Below are 16,085 nucleotides of genomic sequence, written 5' to 3' on the forward strand. Positions count from 1 at the left end.
TCATTGACATAATAGTATTTCAACAACAGGAACCCCTTTCACATGATGTGGTGAAAGGGGTTTTTAAGTGGATAGGCTGTTTTACTTTTTATTACACTAGAAAATTCTTTACAGTCACGAAATCTATGATAAGATACTATTTATTTTAATGGAAATAGGAGAAGTGAAATGTATTGGCAACTACAGTAAGAGAAAGTGATAGTAAAGACACAAACAAGTTAAGTTTATTTCATTTAACTTGGCCGATTTTCTTAGAAGTATTTTTATTTATGTTAATGGGCCTTGCTGATACTTTTATGCTAAGTGCTTTATCTGATAATGCTGTATCTGGGGTTGGTGCAGCCAATCAATATATTCATATTGCGATTTTAATACTTGAAGTAGTTGGTAACGGTGCATCGATTGTTGTATCTCAATATTTAGGCTCAAGGCGCTTTTTTGAAGCTGCGAAGATATCAGCTTTGGCAGTTACGATGAACATGGTTGTAGGAATCATTATGAGTGTGCTTTTTTTCTTCTTCGCAAGTCATCTAATGACAATGATGAACTTACAGGGAGAAGTACTTAAATATGCCCAAAGCTATTTAGTCATTATAGGAAGCTTTATTTTTTTACAGGCAATTATCAATGCATTAGCAGCAATAATTCGCGTGCATGGTTGGACGAAACAAACAATGTATGTATCACTAGGAATGAATGTGCTGCACGTTATTTTAAATTACGGTTTAATCTTTGGTAACTTAGGATTACCTGAGCTAGGTGTAAAGGGAGCAGCTATATCTTCTGTTATCAGCCGTGGATTAGCAGTTCTAGTATTTTTCTGGCTGCTGTATCAGGTGATGGAGGTAAGAGTGAAGCTAGAATATTATTTTGAGTATTCAAAGGACTATATTCGAAAAATATTAAACATCGGTTTGCCTTCTGCATTTGAGCAGGTGCTTTATCAATTCTGTCAGATAGTTTTCCTATACTATGCAACATATTTAGGGGCTGAGACATTGGCAGCGAGACAATATGCAATGAATATTTCAATGTTTACGTATTTATTTGCCATTGCAATTGGTACAGGAACAGCCATTATTATTGGCCGTTATGTTGGAGCTGGCAATAAGGATCAGGCCTATCAACAGCTTTGGAAAAGTGTACGTGCAGCCTTTGTATTTACATTTGCAATGGTGGCGATTGTGACAATCTTCCGTAAGCCATTAATGCATGTTTTTACGGATAATACAGAGATTATTGCTATTGGTGCCTCTGTATTAGCATTAAGTATTTTGCTTGAGACGGGACGTACAATGAATATTGTGGTTATTAACTCATTACGTGCCTCTGGTGATGCTAGATTTCCTGTGAAGATTGGCTTTTTATCAATGGTTTGTATGAGTCTTCCTTTGGGGTATTTATTCGTCTTTGTTTTAGATTGGGGTCTAGTAGGTATTTGGCTAGCGATATCAGCAGATGAATGGATGAGAGCGATTATCGTATACTTTAGATGGAAAAGTCGTAAATGGGAGCGTTATGCGCTTGTTTCGCCGACAGAACAAAAGGAGGAACATTGAATGGGGGCACTTTCTAAACGAGCTGCTGGAGCGGCTTTAATGAATAATAATCTATCACTTTTTGCCTGTCCAATTTGTCAGGAATCCATGACGATACAGGAGCAAGGGAGAATGGTATGTTCAGCCAATCATTCTTTTGATATTGCCAAGCAAGGCTACATTAATATGCTGACACATGGAGCTGCTTCAAAATATAGCAAGGAGCTCTTTGAGTCTCGTAAGACGGTTATTGATAGTGGCATTTATGATGAAATTGAAGATAAAATTATAGAACTAATTGCTCCTGCACAAACCGTGCTTGATACTGGCTGTGGGGAGGGCTCACATTTAGCCCGTATAATGGCTGAGAAAAAAGGCATTGGTGTGGGGATTGATATTGCGAAGGAAGGAATACTTGCTGCATCTAGACATTATCCAGAGCAGATTTGGTGTGTGGGTGATTTGGCGAAAAGTCCATTTGCAAAATCGAGCTTTGATGCCATTTTAAATGTGCTATCACCCGCAAATTACGAAGAATTTAAACGTTTACTAACTCCAGGTGGTTGTGTAGTAAAGGTTGTCCCTCAAAGTAGGTATTTGCATGAGCTTCGAGCACAATTATATGCGGATTCGGACAAGGAGTCCTATTCAAATGACCAAATAGTTGCTCGTTTTAAAGAAAGCTTTATGGAAGTAAGTGTGAAGCGCATCACCTATACGACACCATTTGCTACTGAACTAATCCCCGCATTGCTTGAAATGACGCCAATGGGGTGGCATAAAAAAGAAGGCGCTGCTATCCGTTTAAATGAAATTACAATTGATGTTGATATATTAGTGGGCCGTGTATAACTTTGAAGAAATTTGGAAACTCCTGTGAAAAAAACAGGAGTTTTGTCGTTTCTGGAGAAGAAGTAAGTGAGGTAATAGAGATGGAGGTGTGCGTATGGCAATGACCATGCCGGAAACAATACGTTCCACTGCAACAATTGGTGAACGCTTACTTTTTCGAACATTAAAGGAATATTTGCCTGATGATTATATTGTTTACTATGAGCCTGAAATTTTAGGAAGAAGGCCGGATTTTGTTATTTTAGGTCCTGATTTAGGGTTAATTGTACTTGAGGTGAAGGATTATACTAAGCACACCTTATTGCATGTCAATCAGGATACTTGGATGATTCGTTCTGCTAAAGGAAATCAAACAACGGTTAAAAGTCCATATAAGCAAGCAAAAGACTATATGTTCCATCTATGTGATGCACTTAAAAAGGATAAAGGTCTTGTGCAATTGGAAGGTAAATATCAATTTAAACTTAAATTCCCCTGTGGAGCAGGTGCGGTATTTACAAGAATGACACAAAGTGATTTTATTGAACATGATCTTTATAGTATAGTAGAGCCCAATTTTTGTTTAACTAGAGATGAAATTGATCCAGACTATGAAGGCTTTTCAGAGGAAAATCTCTTTGAAAAAATTATGAATATGTTCAGCATGCCATTCCGATTAAAGGAACCTCTATCTCCAGAGGATATCAATAGAATACGCTATCACCTATTCCCAGAGGTTAGAATAAGTGCGGAATTTAAAGCACCTGTCCCTTATCAAGATCAGTTATTGCTGTCATTGCATGATATCAAAACAATGGATTTACATCAGGAAAAATTAGCTAAGCAGATAGGTGATAAAAATCGACTAATCCGTGGAGTGGCTGGGAGTGGTAAAACTTTAATTTTGGCAGCTAGAGCCAAGATTTTAGCTAAGCAGCATCCTGATTGGAAAATTTTAATTTTGTGCTACAATATTTCTCTCGCTAAGGCAATAGAGCAAATGATTTTTCATATGATGTACACCCCTGATAGTTTGTTTGATTTTGATTTTTCACAGGGAATAGATGGCTACCAAGAGAAATCTCATCAAATACAAGTCCGCAATTTTCATGCATTTTTAAGACAGGATTTAAAAATCTCTGAGGAAAGAATACCACTTTTACTAGAAAAGTTAGAAAAGGGCGAAGCTATATTACCAAAATACGATGCTATTATGATTGATGAGGGGCAAGATTTTGAGAGTCAATGGTTTAAACTAGTGGCAAATTTACTAAATCCAAATACCATGTCACTACTCTTAGTTGAGGATCGTGCTCAATCAATTTATAAACGAGCGCGCTCTTATATTCAAGATACGGGTTTAAACTTCCAAGGTCGATCAAGGGTATTAAGTATTAATTATCGTAATACAGCCCAAATTGTGAAGTTTGCCTGGGATTTTTATCAACATTTCTCCATACTAAAAAATAAGGTTGTGTCAAAGGAGATAGAGGGCGAAATTATTGCTCCGCAAAGTACAAGACGTAAAGGAGAAGAACCAGCCATAATTCGACGTAATAATTTCTTTGAAGAGGCTCAAATTGTAGCATTACAAATTCGGAAATTGCATGTAGAAAAGAAAATCCCATATCATGAAATCCTTATTTTATACAGGGTACGAAAGAGTAAGGGACAGGATTATGTAGCCATTTTACAACAAAAGCTACGAGAATTAAATATTCCGTATTATTGGATTGCGGAATCGGCTGACAGCAAACGTGCCTTTGAGCGCAATGAAGAATCGGTCAAAATTAGTACAATTGATAGCAGTAAAGGCTTGGATTTTCAAGTAGTATTTATTGTGAATCTTGATAATACACCTTGGTATCTAGAGGAAGATTTAGAACAGGAAGCTTCACGTCTTTATATTGGTATGACACGTGCAAAGCAATATTTATGTTTATCTTATTCAGGTGATTCTGCCTATACACAATACTTTGATGAAATTGTTTTGACAAGAAGAAAGATAGATAATAAAGATAGCTATAGCGGATAGCGTTGAATGGACTTATGCAATTGCAGTATACTGGTCTTTTCGATTACAATGGGGATAACTATTGAAATAAGGTAGGAATGAAACAGTGTATAAATTAGCAGCAAATGTTGTCAAAGTGTTTTTAAAATTAATGGGCTCAAAGGCTCGGGTATATGGGGAAGAAAACTTACCAGAAGAAGGTGGGTATATTATTGCATGTACCCATACAGGCTATGTTGATATTTTAAATTTAGGGGTTGCGATGTATCCTAAAGAAATTCATTTTATGGCTAAAAAGCAATTATTTGAAATGAAGGGACTTGGCTGGCTTATTAAACGTTTAAATGCTTTCCCAGTTGACCGCGATAATCCTGGTCCTAGTGTTATTAAAATTCCCTCTCAATTATTGAAGGAGGGGAAAATTGTTGGTATATTTCCTTCAGGTACTAGAAGTGCAGAAGGTACAGATTTAAAGCAGGGTGCTATTACAATAGCACAACTGTCCAAAGCACAAATCGTACCAGCCGCATACGTGGGTGCGCGTAATGTTGGTGATGTTTTTAAACGTGGAAAAGGTTATCTAATTTATGGTGAACCCTTTTATGTTACGGGGAAAGGCAAAGAAGGACGCGATGAATTCACACATCGATTAGAGCATGAACTAATGTCTTTAACAGAGGAATTAGAACAGCGCATTGCAGTTGTGAAAAAATAAAGTCAATGTTATTTTGAGAAGATTTACTGAACGTTAGTATATTCAATTAAAAGAGCACTCAGAATCACGTTTGATTTTGGGTGCTTTGTTGTAGGAGGATATGGAAAATGATTCATGTACTTTTTGTATGTTTGGGGAATATTTGTCGCTCCCCAATGGCGGAAGCAGTTATGCGTAATTTGATTGAGAAAGAGAGCTTGACTCATAAAATAGCAGTGGATTCAGCCGCTACAAGTTCTTGGCATATTGGTGAACCTCCTCACAAAGGAACTCAAGAGAAGCTTAAAGAATACGGCATCTCCATAAAAGGAATGCAAGGACGCCAATTGCACAAGACAGACTTTGAAAAATTTGATTACATTATTGGTATGGATGAAAGTAATATACGAAATATTCGAGCAATGCTAGGCAATCCGGATTCGTCAAAGATTTTTCGTTTTTTAGATTTAACGATCCATCAAAAAGATGTACCTGATCCATACTATACAGGGGATTTTCAAGAAACATATGATTTAGTTTTAGAGGGCTGCTATGCTTTACTAGAAAAAATCAAAGGAGAACAAAAACTGTAGGAAATTGATGGTCAGGCGCCTTAATAACGCAAAATTTCATACTTTATTTTTAGTGTTAAACATTGGTACACCTAGCTTTGCAAGCGTATTTTGTGTTATTATTTGCAGAGTAAAGATACGATAAGTATTTAACTTCTTTCAGCAGAAGTTTCCCACCTCTATAGGTGGTGAGATGAATACGAATTTTATTTACTTTTTAGAGGGTGTCCAAACACCCGCTGAAATAGAGGAACTCAGTCTAAGAACGCCACGTCCTGTGGCAACGACTGGGTGACCAACATCTTGTTGGCCTAAAGCCTCCGGCGGATGTCACGGAATCGAAAAGGAATTCTTTGTGTAGCACAAAGCCGATTCCAGACGCAATTATGCCTAGGCATAATTGATTTACCATATACAGATGTGTAATTTCACATCTATGATTTTGATAAACTTACATGTTGAAAGAGAGTGGAAACAATGGGTCGTAAATGGAACAATATTAAAGAAAAGAAAGCGTCTAAAGACCAAAGTACGAGTCGCATTTATGCAAAATTTGGACGTGAAATTTATGTGGCAGCTAAATCGGGGGAACCAGATCCTGAATCAAACCGTGCGCTTAAAGTTGTTCTTGAACGAGCAAAAACATATAGTGTTCCTAAGCATATTATTGAAAAAGCAATTGAAAAAGCAAAAGGCGCTGGCGATGAAAGCTATGATGAATTACGTTATGAAGGATTCGGACCAGCAGGTACAATGATTATCGTTGATGCTTTAACTAATAATGTTAATCGTACTGCTTCTGATGTACGTGCAGCATTTGGTAAAAATAATGGGAATATGGGTGTAAGTGGGTCAGTTGCTTACATGTTTGATTCTACGGCCGTAATCGGTTTAGAGGGCAAGTCAGCAGATGAAGTTCTTGAAATTTTAATGGAAGCGGATCTTGATGCACGTGATATTCTAGAAGAAGAGGATACAGTTATTATTTATGCAGAGCCAGATCAATTCTTTGCTACACAAGAAGCTTTAAAAGCTGCTGGTGTACAGGAATTCACTGTGGCAGAGCTGTCCATGCTTCCACAAACAGAAGTAGCATTAACGGGTGACGATATAGTGAAATTTGAAAAATTAATTGATGCATTAGAGGATTTAGAAGACGTACAAAATGTTTTCCATAATGCAGATTTAGGTGAATAATTAAGAAAACCAGTAGCATAAACGCTACTGGTTTTTAATTAGGGGGAGACTTGTGCAAACGGTTTTAGCAATTGTTTTATTTTTAATAACGTTATTTTTTGTTATAGTCCAGCCACGCCAATTATCTATAGGTTGGTCTGCCTGTATAGGAGCTCTGTTAGCATTGGCACTAAAGATTGTTACTTGGCATGATGTTTTAGAGGTTACAGGGATAGTTTGGAATGCCACTTTATCATTTATCGGCATTATTTTAATCTCTCTTATTTTAGATGAAATCGGTTTTTTCGAGTGGGCAGCTCTACATATGGCACGACTTGCTAAGGGCAGTGGTATTCGATTATTTATTTATATTGCCTGTCTTGGAGCCATTGTTGCAGCTTTATTTGCGAATGATGGAGCAGCATTGATACTAACCCCGATTGTTTTAGCTATGGTTCGTAAGCTCCATTTAACTGAAAAAATGATTTTCCCATTTATTATTGCGAGTGGCTTTATAGCAGACACGACTTCATTACCCTTAGTCATTAGTAATTTAACAAACATTGTGTCAGCAGATTATTTTGATATAGGGTTTATGGAGTATGCCTTACATATGTTTCTGCCCAATATCATTTCTTTATTGATAAGCATTGTTGTACTTTATATTGTTTTTCATCGTTCAATTCCTAAAGCCTATTCTCTAGAGGCAGTTGAAAACCCGAAACTGGCAATTCGTGATCAAAAATTATTTTCACTTTCGTGGTATGTAATAGCTATTCTATTAATTGGTTTCTTTACGAGTGAGCTTTTAGCAATTCCAGTATCTTTTATTCTATGTGGTGTAGCGGCAATCTTTTTCTGGCTTGCGCGCAAAAGTGATACGGTCGATACAAAGCGAGTTGTAAAAGGAGCACCATGGAATATCGTGTTCTTTTCTATTGGGATGTATGTGGTGGTTTACGGCTTGAAAAATGTAGGGATGACGGGGTTGCTTGCAGATTTATTAGAGCATGCTATTCAACAGGGGTTAGTTGTCTCGACAATTACGATGGGGTTTGTTGCAGCGGTATTGTCAGCTATCATGAATAACTTACCTACTGTCATGATTGATGCGTTAGCTATTGCAGATACAAATGCTACAGGGATTATAAAAGAAGGGCTAATTTATGCAAATGTCATTGGCTCCAATTTAGGTCCAAAAATGACACCGATTGGCTCACTTGCAACATTATTATGGCTTCATATATTGGCGCAGAAGGATATTCAAATAAGCTGGATGCAATATATGAAAATAGGTATAATTCTAACAATCCCCACCCTTTTCGCTACTTTACTAGCTTTAGTTGCGTGGATAACCCTAATATCATAGAAATGCAGTCGAAATAATTAAAAGGCTAGCACAATGAGTAAGAAATGCCGATCAAACGAATTTACTAGCATTAACACGGAACGAAGGAAGTAATAGAGAAGCAATCAATACATGTAAATTAGCATAAAAGTCAAAAAACTATCTTTCAATGGGGACTTCCCCTGTGGAAAGATAGTTTCTTTATTAGCATAAAAGTATGAATATAAGCATATTTGTGTAAATAATCAAATAATTCGTGCATAAATGCGTTTTACCCATTGTGAAAATTTTCAAACCATAACATAATATATAATAATACATCTGATGAGCGAGAAAAAAAGGGGGTCAAAGCATGAAGTTTTTACGTTCGATACAGGGGAAACTGATTATCATTTCACTAGCATTATTAATAATACCTAGTTTAATTATAGGTTTAGTTAGCTATGGTAAAGCTAAAAATGGTATGGAGGATATTGGGGAACAAGTTATTAAAAATAGTGTTGAATCTGCTTTGCAATTAATTGAGCTCGCAAATGAAAGTGTAGAAAAAGGAGACATCCCTTTGGAGGTGGCTCAGGAGCGAGTGCGTGAGGCATTTCTCGGGCCAAAGGATAGTGAGGGAAAGCGGCCAATTAATTATCCTGGAGATTTAGGAGAGTACGGCTATATTTATGTCTTAGATGATAAGGGGACATTAACAACTCATCCAACTAGAGAAGGGGATAATCTATGGGAGGATCAGGATAGCAGCGGTAATTATTTTATTCGTGAAGTAACAGAAAAAGCACTTGCGGGAGGAGGTTTTACGGAGTATGAATTCGAGCTACCTGGTCAAGATGTATTAGCCGATAAAATTATTTATTCTGCTAAGGATCCTAATTGGGGATGGATCATAGCATCAGGTACATATATGCAAGACTTTAATAAGGAAGCTCATTCATTATTATTTGTTATTGGCATAACATTATTGGGGGCCGCCATTATTGGAACTACAGTTGTCATAATGGTTTCTAGACATTTAGCCGTACCTGTTCAAAAGCTATCTAAGCGTGTGCGTGAAGTAGCTAAAGGGAATCTAACAGTAGAAATTGAAGATTTACAACGCTCAGATGAAATTGGGCAGTTAAATGAAGGCTTCAATGAAATGGTCGATCAATTAAAAACGTTAATTACGGATGTAGAGGAAGCCATTGTAGAGATTCAATCAACATCATCAAATTTAACATCTGTCGCTGAGGAAACAAATGCTTATGGGGATGAAATAGTAAAAGCAATTAATGAGGTTTCAAAAGGGGCTGTAAAGCAAGCTTCGGATTCTGAGGATACAAATCGAACGGCTATTAATTTTGCGCAGCAGATTGAAGTACTGCATGATAAGAATGAATTAATATTTGACGCCTCCCAACATATGAAACAATCCAATCAGGAAGGACTTGTCAACTTAAATAGATTAAAAGAGAAATCACAAGAATCTTCAGCATTAATTTACACTGTACAATCAGTATTCAGTAGTTTAATTGAGAAAGTAAGAGAAATTGAAGGAATTGTCGGTACGATTACGGAGATTTCGGATCAAACAAATCTTCTTGCATTAAATGCATCCATTGAGGCAGCTAGAGCTGGTGAACATGGTAAGGGATTTGCAGTTGTGGCTGAGGAGGTAAGAAAGCTTGCTGACCAAACATCTGTTGCAACTGAACTAGTTCGAACAACTTTAAAGGGAATTGAAAGCGAAACCAATTTAGTAAACGACGAGATGAAGAAAACAAATGTCATCGTTCATCAGCAAAATGACTCTGTGGCTATTACTGAGTCCTCCTTCAAGGAAATTGAATTAGCGGTAGAGAAAATAATTGCAGTCATTGGGGATATGACTGAGGGCGTAGCGTATTTGAATAGCTCGAAGAATCACATTATGCACTCTATTGAAAGTATTGCCTTGATAAGTGAGAAAAATGCCGCTGCATCAGAGGAGGTAACAGCCTCAGTGGATGAACAACAGCGTGCGATTCAATTGGTTAGTGAATCTTCTAATGATTTAACAGACGAAATAACAGCATTACAGGAATCAATTAGACGCTTTATATTAAGATAATTGAACAGGATGTTTGTACCGTAGCACCGGACAAGCATCTTTTTTTCTTTCCTAAACGTTAATAAAAGGTAGGGGAGGAAATTATCATGAAAAAATGGGTGATGAGACTAGGCTTATTAAGCATTGTCATATGTATTGGCATGTATATTTGGCTAGGTAAAGAGATGAAGGAAGGCGTTCAGCCAGCTGCAAACGGAAAAGCTGCGTATATGATTGTGCTAGGTGCAAAGGTAAAACCAGGGGGCATTCCATCGCTTTCATTGAAAAATAGATTGGAAGAGGCTGTGAGGTATCTAAAGAAATACCCTCATGTCCAAGTAATTGTTTCTGGCGGACAAGGGCCGGATGAAGATCAGACTGAGGCTTCAGTTATGCTTGAATATTTACTAAACAATGGCATCGAAGCTAGCAGAATAATAGCAGAAGATCGATCTACATCAACCTATGAAAATTTACTATTTTCAAAGGAACTACTACCGAAGGAAACGAAGCATGTTACGATTGTCTCCAATGATTTTCATTTAAAGCGAGCAAAATATTTAGCTGAAACATTGGATCTAGAGGTAGATGTGGTGGCGGCCAAAACACCAAAATCAGTAGAAGCAAAGTTAAGGCTACGTGAAAGAGCAGCATTATTAAAAACATATATAATTGGCTATTAAATTGTTTCTTAATACTAGATATTTGGCATATAATAGAAATATAACGGTGTATGAAAGAGGGGACTTCTATGAAAACGTTTAAAGACTATGAATACCGTCGACCAAATATTGAAGAAATGAAAGAGCAGCAATTATCTTTAATTGAGCAATTTAAACGTGCGCAGACGATGGACGATCAAAGTAGCATCATTCAGCAACTCAACGCTTTAAGTAATGATTATGCTACAATGGCGAATTTAGTGTATATACGTGCATCAATTGATACAAATGATGAATTTTATCAAGCAGAGCGTGATTATTTCGATGAGGTGGGTCCCGAGCTAGAAGAGGTAACTACAGAATATTATAAAGCATTGATAGCTTCTCCATTTCGTGAACAATTAGAGAATAAATGGGGTCAGCAGCTATTTGATTTAGCAACTTATCAAATTAAAGGCTTTTCACCAATAGTCATTGATTTAATGCAAAAGGAGAACAAGCTTGTATCAGAATATAATAAACTAGTAGCCTCCGCACAAATTGATTTTAATGGGGAAACATTAACACTTGCTCAGCTTGGACCATTTGCAGAGTCCACTGATCGTGAAATACGTAAATCAGCAACAGAAGCACGCTTTGGCTTTTTTGCTGAGCATGAAGAAGAATTTGATCGACTCTATGATGAGCTTGTAAAGGTACGTCATGAAATTGCCGTTAAACTAGGCTATAAAAATTATGTGGAGCTAGGCTATGTTCGCATGAACCGCATTGATTATAATGCAGATATGGTGAAGAAATTCCGCGATCAGGTTCGCGATTTAATTGTACCAGTTGCTTCTGAGCTGTATGAGCGTCAGGCAAAGCGAATTGGTATTTCTGATTTTAAATTCTATGATGAAGCATTAAACTTCTTATCAGGAAATGCAACTCCAAAGGGTGATCCAGCTTGGATTGTAGAGAACGGTAAAAAAATGTATGAGGAATTATCACAAGAAACGGGTGAATTCTTCAATTTCATGATTGATCATGAATTAATGGACCTAGTCGCGAAGAAAGGGAAAGAAAGCGGTGGGTATTGTACATTTATCGAAAACTATCATTCACCATTTATCTTCTCAAACTTTAATGGTACTTCAGGTGATATAGATGTATTAACACATGAAGCTGGACATGCCTTCCAAGTGTATTCAAGTCGTGACATCGGTATTCCAGAATACTTATGGCCAACATTTGAATCTTGTGAAATTCACTCAATGAGTATGGAATTCTTCACATGGCCTTGGATGGAGCTGTTCTTTAAAGAGGACACAGAGAAATATAAATTTACACATTTAAGTAGTGGTCTATTATTCTTACCATATGGTGTTGCGGTAGACGAGTTCCAACATGTAATATACGAAAATCCAACAATGACACCTGCTGAGCGCAAGTCAGCATGGAAGAAAATTGAGGAAACGTATTTACCACATCGTGACTATGATCATAATAATTACCTTGAAGCAGGAGGAATTTGGCAACGACAGGGTCATATTTATGCAAGCCCGTTCTATTATATTGATTACACGCTAGCACAAATTTGTGCCTTCCAGTTCTGGAAGCGCTCAAGAGAAGAGTTTGAGGAAGCGTGGAAGGACTATTTACATTTATGCGGCTTAGGTGGTTCTATGTCCTTTACAAAGCTTGTAAAAGAGGCTGGCTTAATATCACCATTTGAGGATGGCTGTGTCGAATCAGTTATTGGTGAAATCAAGGCGTACCTAAATTCAGTAGACGACACGGCACTATAAATCTTATACACACTTGATTATTTAAATTCGTGACACTTTCACTGTGTAAATACTTGTGAAAGTGTGCGAATTTTTTAGTTGTGAATGTATGTATAGTAAATTTTATTTTAACAATCAATACTAGGATACTTGCGAAATGGTTAATATATCAGTAGTATTTTCAGTAACTGTGAAAAAAGGAAGTGAATGAGAGTGACAAGAAAAGTTTGGTTTCAAGTAGGCGTAGGGATATTATTAACACTACTAATCATTAAATATTTTGTGGAGATTCATTGGATTTTTTCACCGCTAGTTATCCTATTAAAAGCGATTTTTGTGCCTCTATTACTTGGTGGTGTTTTATACTATGTGACAGAGCCAATTCAGCGATTTTTGGAAAAACGTAAATTCCCGCGGTGGGCAAGTATATTAACAATTATTATAGGGTTAATTGCTATTGCAGGCATCTTTGGATGGATTGTAGGAAATCCGATTGCAGAGCAGGTCAATAAATTAGTAAAGAATGCACCTATGATTAGTGCGAATATAAGTGCAAGTATTAGCACAAGTATTCAAGATGCAACGGACTATCTGTTGCAAAATAAGGATAACTTCCCAACACAGTTGAAAGATATTATTGATAAAATGGCAAACTCCGTACAGGATATTGCGGTAGTGGCAAGTAAAGGGCTTGTCTCCTTTTTACAATCTATAGTGTCTGTCTCCTTATTGGCTATTTTAATTCCATTCTTCTTTATTTTTATGTTGAAGGATCACGAAAAATTTGCGCCTTCGATTTATAAATATTTCAGTGGTGAACGTCGTGAATGGATTAAAAAAACATTAAGTGAAATTGATGATGTTCTACGTAGCTATATTCAAGGACAGCTGCAAATTAGCTTTTTATTAGCGCTTATTATGTACGTTGGGTATTTAATTATTGGTTTAGAGTATTCATTGCTCCTTGTCATATTCGCTTTCTTTATGAATATGATTCCGTTTATTGGACCTTGGATTGCCTTTACACCAGCTTTAATTGTTGCAGTAATACAGGATCCAGTTCTTGTAATATGGGTATCAGTTGTAACACTTGTTGCGCAGCAAATTGATAGTAACTTTATAACACCAAATGTTATGGGAAAAACACTAGATATACATCCATTAACAGTTATTACGATAATTTTAGCAGCAGGTAATATTGCGGGCTTTATCGGAATTATTATTGCTGTGCCATTTTATGCCGTATTAAAGGTTATCGTATCCAATATTTATGATCAACGTAACGCAATTAAGAAAAGGGCTACGAAGTCAGTATAGGAGTCGAAAAAATGGAACAAGAAATTGTGAAGGTTTTTAATGAGCAGCATGAACAAATTGGAACAGCAACGAGAGCTGAGGTACATGAGAAAGGGCTGTGGCATGAAACATTCCACTGTTGGCTTGTCAATGAGAATTATATCTATTTTCAAATCCGTAGTGCACAGAAAAAAGACTACCCAGGCTTGCTGGATATAACAGCAGCAGGGCATTTATTAGCCGTTGAGACAGTTGAATCAGGAATTCGTGAAGTAAAGGAAGAGCTGGGTCTTGCTATCAATGTGGATGATGTCGTAAAAATGGGCATGACATCCTGTAGTATAGTTTCAGAAAATATGATCGACAATGAATTTTGCCATGTTTACATATATCCATTCAAACATGATTGGGATTCTTTTGATCTTCAATATGAGGAAGTGTCAGGGGTTGTGAGAGCCGATTTAAATGAGGCAGAGGCCTTCTTTTTAGGAAAAACAGCCACTCTTAATATTGAAGGCTATGAATACTTCCCTGACGGTCAACGAGCAAAAATTGTGCGTCCAGTTAGTGCTGCACAGTTTGTTCCATATCGAGAACTATATGTAGCACATGTGATTCAGTTTGTAAAAGACAAGATGTTTAAAACAACATAAGTAAAATAGGACAAGAGCTATTCATTAATAGTGCTTGTCCTATTTCGCTTCGTTATAACAGAAAAAATAAGTTATACTGTAGGAAGATTGTATAGAAAAGGAGCATTTTATATGCTAACATTTGAACAAAAACAAGGTATCATCGAATCATTTTCTGAGCTTACTAAGAAGGAAATTTCTTTAAAGCGCTTAAATTATCATTTTATGGACAGCCTGTATGAAAAGACCATTGTTGTAGAAAAGCTTCATCCAAATGGCAACGGATTTGTCTATGTTGGAGATTTATTGCGTTATGAGGAAGAGGCGAATGATAAAGGCTTAGTGAATATACGTGATTATGATGAGCAACGACTTCATGAAATTATTGAAGATGCTATTCAATATTTATCAGAGGAAGAGGATGAACAAGAGCCGATTGTTGAGATATGGCAAAGTAGAGATAATGTACAATTAACATTAGCCTTTGAGCAGCGTTCTTGGAATGTTTATCATGGAGAAAATTTAGAAGAAGCTTTTGGTACGTATGATGCTGCGAAAGAATATTTACTAGAAGAAGGTTTTCGGAATAAGAAATAAGTAGTTCGGGGGAACAGGGTCAATGAATGGGAAAAAATTAGTGGGAATAGTAATTGTAGTTGTTGTTGCAGCGTGTTTATTTTCAGTTTTCACGATTACTAAATTTTACAAAGACCACGAGAAACAGCCAAATAGTGAAAATCGTGAAATAAATAAGTCAAAGAGCTTGAATTTAATTTTACCACAGGCTACAATTATCTCGAATTCAAGATAATTGGAAGGTGGACTGTTTATGCAGCACGTTTTTTATAAAGGAACAGATGAAACAAAGCCAGTATTGTTGTTACTACATGGTACAGGTGGAAATGAGGAAAGCCTAATTGGTCTTGCAAGGGAAATTGATGAAACTGCAAGCATTTTAAGCGTTCGTGGGAATGTGTTAGAGAATGGCATGCCACGCTTCTTTCGTCGTTTAGCGGAGGGTGTTTTTGATATGGAGGATTTAATCTTCCGTACAAAGGAATTATATGACTTTTTATCAGAGGCAGCACAGCAGCATGAATTTGACCGCAAACAAGTTGTAGCTATTGGCTATTCAAATGGTGCAAATATTGCTGCAAGCCTATTATTCCATTATGAGAATGCTTTAGCAGGTGCTATTCTTCATCATCCGATGGTACCAAGAAGAGGCATAGAACTTCCGAAACTTTCATCTATTCCTGTCTTTATCGGTGCTGGTACAAATGATCCGATGTGTACTGCACAGGAATCAGAGGATTTAGGGGCACTTTTAACTTCAGCAGGCGCAAATGTGACAACTAAATGGTTTAATTTTGGTCACCAGCTGACTATGCCTGAAGTAGTAGCAGCAAAAGAATGGTATAACAATATTTATGCATAAAAGGAAAAATCCGCAGCCCTACAAAGGAAGCGGATTTTTTGATC

The 16,085-nt window shown here is 36.8% G+C and carries 15 protein-coding genes; all 15 read left to right on the forward strand.

Going from position 1 to position 16,085, the window contains the following annotated elements:
• The first annotated feature begins 173 nt into the window (after positions 1-173).
• The 15 genes from B2R82_RS02080 to B2R82_RS02150 all read left to right on the forward strand — a co-directional run bounded on the left by B2R82_RS02080 (position 174) and on the right by B2R82_RS02150 (position 16,041).
• Positions 174-1,559 (forward strand): MATE family efflux transporter, encoded by a 1,386-nt coding sequence (locus B2R82_RS02080; protein ID WP_286923287.1) that lies wholly within the window; start codon positions 174-176, stop codon positions 1,557-1,559.
• Complete coding sequence (locus B2R82_RS02085; RefSeq protein ID WP_286923288.1) at positions 1,560-2,390, forward strand: putative RNA methyltransferase; 831 nt, start codon at positions 1,560-1,562, stop codon at positions 2,388-2,390. It begins immediately after the preceding gene.
• Between the two features lie 94 nt (positions 2,391-2,484).
• Positions 2,485-4,404 (forward strand): 3'-5' exonuclease, encoded by a 1,920-nt coding sequence (locus tag B2R82_RS02090; protein WP_286923289.1) that lies wholly within the window; start codon positions 2,485-2,487, stop codon positions 4,402-4,404.
• 85 nt (positions 4,405-4,489) lie between these two features.
• The gene (locus tag B2R82_RS02095; protein ID WP_286923290.1) at positions 4,490-5,098 is read left to right on the forward strand and encodes a lysophospholipid acyltransferase family protein; all 609 of its coding nucleotides are present in this window, start codon (positions 4,490-4,492) and stop codon (positions 5,096-5,098) included.
• 107 nt (positions 5,099-5,205) lie between these two features.
• Positions 5,206-5,670: a low molecular weight protein-tyrosine-phosphatase gene (locus B2R82_RS02100; RefSeq protein WP_286923291.1), complete on the forward strand. Its 465-nt coding sequence runs from the start codon at positions 5,206-5,208 to the stop codon at positions 5,668-5,670.
• Positions 5,671-6,126: 456 nt separating this feature from the next.
• Positions 6,127-6,846: a YebC/PmpR family DNA-binding transcriptional regulator gene (locus B2R82_RS02105; RefSeq protein WP_286923292.1), complete on the forward strand. Its 720-nt coding sequence runs from the start codon at positions 6,127-6,129 to the stop codon at positions 6,844-6,846.
• A 52-nt stretch (positions 6,847-6,898) separates the two neighbouring features.
• Positions 6,899-8,194, forward strand: coding sequence for an arsenic transporter (locus B2R82_RS02110; RefSeq protein WP_286923293.1), 1,296 nt, complete (start codon positions 6,899-6,901; stop codon positions 8,192-8,194).
• Positions 8,195-8,525: 331 nt separating this feature from the next.
• A complete protein-coding gene (locus tag B2R82_RS02115) occupies positions 8,526-10,268 on the forward strand; it encodes a methyl-accepting chemotaxis protein (protein WP_286923294.1) in 1,743 nt (580 codons plus the stop codon).
• Between the two features lie 86 nt (positions 10,269-10,354).
• Positions 10,355-10,930: a YdcF family protein gene (locus B2R82_RS02120; RefSeq protein ID WP_286923295.1), complete on the forward strand. Its 576-nt coding sequence runs from the start codon at positions 10,355-10,357 to the stop codon at positions 10,928-10,930.
• A 68-nt stretch (positions 10,931-10,998) separates the two neighbouring features.
• Positions 10,999-12,696 (forward strand): M3 family oligoendopeptidase, encoded by a 1,698-nt coding sequence (locus B2R82_RS02125; protein WP_286923296.1) that lies wholly within the window; start codon positions 10,999-11,001, stop codon positions 12,694-12,696.
• 186 nt (positions 12,697-12,882) lie between these two features.
• Positions 12,883-13,992 (forward strand): AI-2E family transporter, encoded by a 1,110-nt coding sequence (locus tag B2R82_RS02130; protein WP_286923297.1) that lies wholly within the window; start codon positions 12,883-12,885, stop codon positions 13,990-13,992.
• Between the two features lie 11 nt (positions 13,993-14,003).
• Positions 14,004-14,624, forward strand: a complete 621-nt coding sequence (locus B2R82_RS02135; protein WP_286923298.1) for an NUDIX hydrolase — start codon at positions 14,004-14,006, stop codon at positions 14,622-14,624.
• A gap of 111 nt (positions 14,625-14,735) precedes the next feature.
• Positions 14,736-15,200 carry a hypothetical protein gene (locus tag B2R82_RS02140; RefSeq protein ID WP_286923299.1) on the forward strand — a complete coding sequence of 155 codons (465 nt, stop codon included), beginning with the start codon at positions 14,736-14,738 and terminating at the stop codon, positions 15,198-15,200.
• Positions 15,201-15,222: 22 nt separating this feature from the next.
• Positions 15,223-15,414 (forward strand): hypothetical protein, encoded by a 192-nt coding sequence (locus tag B2R82_RS02145; protein WP_286923300.1) that lies wholly within the window; start codon positions 15,223-15,225, stop codon positions 15,412-15,414.
• An 18-nt stretch (positions 15,415-15,432) separates the two neighbouring features.
• Positions 15,433-16,041: an alpha/beta hydrolase gene (locus tag B2R82_RS02150; protein WP_286923301.1), complete on the forward strand. Its 609-nt coding sequence runs from the start codon at positions 15,433-15,435 to the stop codon at positions 16,039-16,041.
• The last annotated feature ends 44 nt before the right edge of the window (positions 16,042-16,085 follow it).

Source organism: Lysinibacillus sp. UBA6686, from assembly GCF_002455205.1.
Lineage (GTDB): Bacteria > Bacillota > Bacilli > Bacillales_A > Planococcaceae > Lysinibacillus > Lysinibacillus pakistanensis.

Coding starts and splice junctions, on each gene's coding strand:
- B2R82_RS02125 (WP_286923296.1), top strand. CDS start 10,999: ATGAAAACGTTTAAAGACTATGAATACCGTCGACCAAATATTGAAGAA.
- B2R82_RS02115 (WP_286923294.1), top strand. CDS start 8,526: ATGAAGTTTTTACGTTCGATACAGGGGAAACTGATTATCATTTCACTA.
- B2R82_RS02105 (WP_286923292.1), top strand. CDS start 6,127: ATGGGTCGTAAATGGAACAATATTAAAGAAAAGAAAGCGTCTAAAGAC.
- B2R82_RS02140 (WP_286923299.1), top strand. CDS start 14,736: ATGCTAACATTTGAACAAAAACAAGGTATCATCGAATCATTTTCTGAG.
- B2R82_RS02085 (WP_286923288.1), top strand. CDS start 1,560: ATGGGGGCACTTTCTAAACGAGCTGCTGGAGCGGCTTTAATGAATAAT.
- B2R82_RS02135 (WP_286923298.1), top strand. CDS start 14,004: ATGGAACAAGAAATTGTGAAGGTTTTTAATGAGCAGCATGAACAAATT.
- B2R82_RS02130 (WP_286923297.1), top strand. CDS start 12,883: ATGAGAGTGACAAGAAAAGTTTGGTTTCAAGTAGGCGTAGGGATATTA.
- B2R82_RS02145 (WP_286923300.1), top strand. CDS start 15,223: ATGAATGGGAAAAAATTAGTGGGAATAGTAATTGTAGTTGTTGTTGCA.
- B2R82_RS02100 (WP_286923291.1), top strand. CDS start 5,206: ATGATTCATGTACTTTTTGTATGTTTGGGGAATATTTGTCGCTCCCCA.
- B2R82_RS02120 (WP_286923295.1), top strand. CDS start 10,355: ATGAAAAAATGGGTGATGAGACTAGGCTTATTAAGCATTGTCATATGT.
- B2R82_RS02150 (WP_286923301.1), top strand. CDS start 15,433: ATGCAGCACGTTTTTTATAAAGGAACAGATGAAACAAAGCCAGTATTG.
- B2R82_RS02090 (WP_286923289.1), top strand. CDS start 2,485: ATGGCAATGACCATGCCGGAAACAATACGTTCCACTGCAACAATTGGT.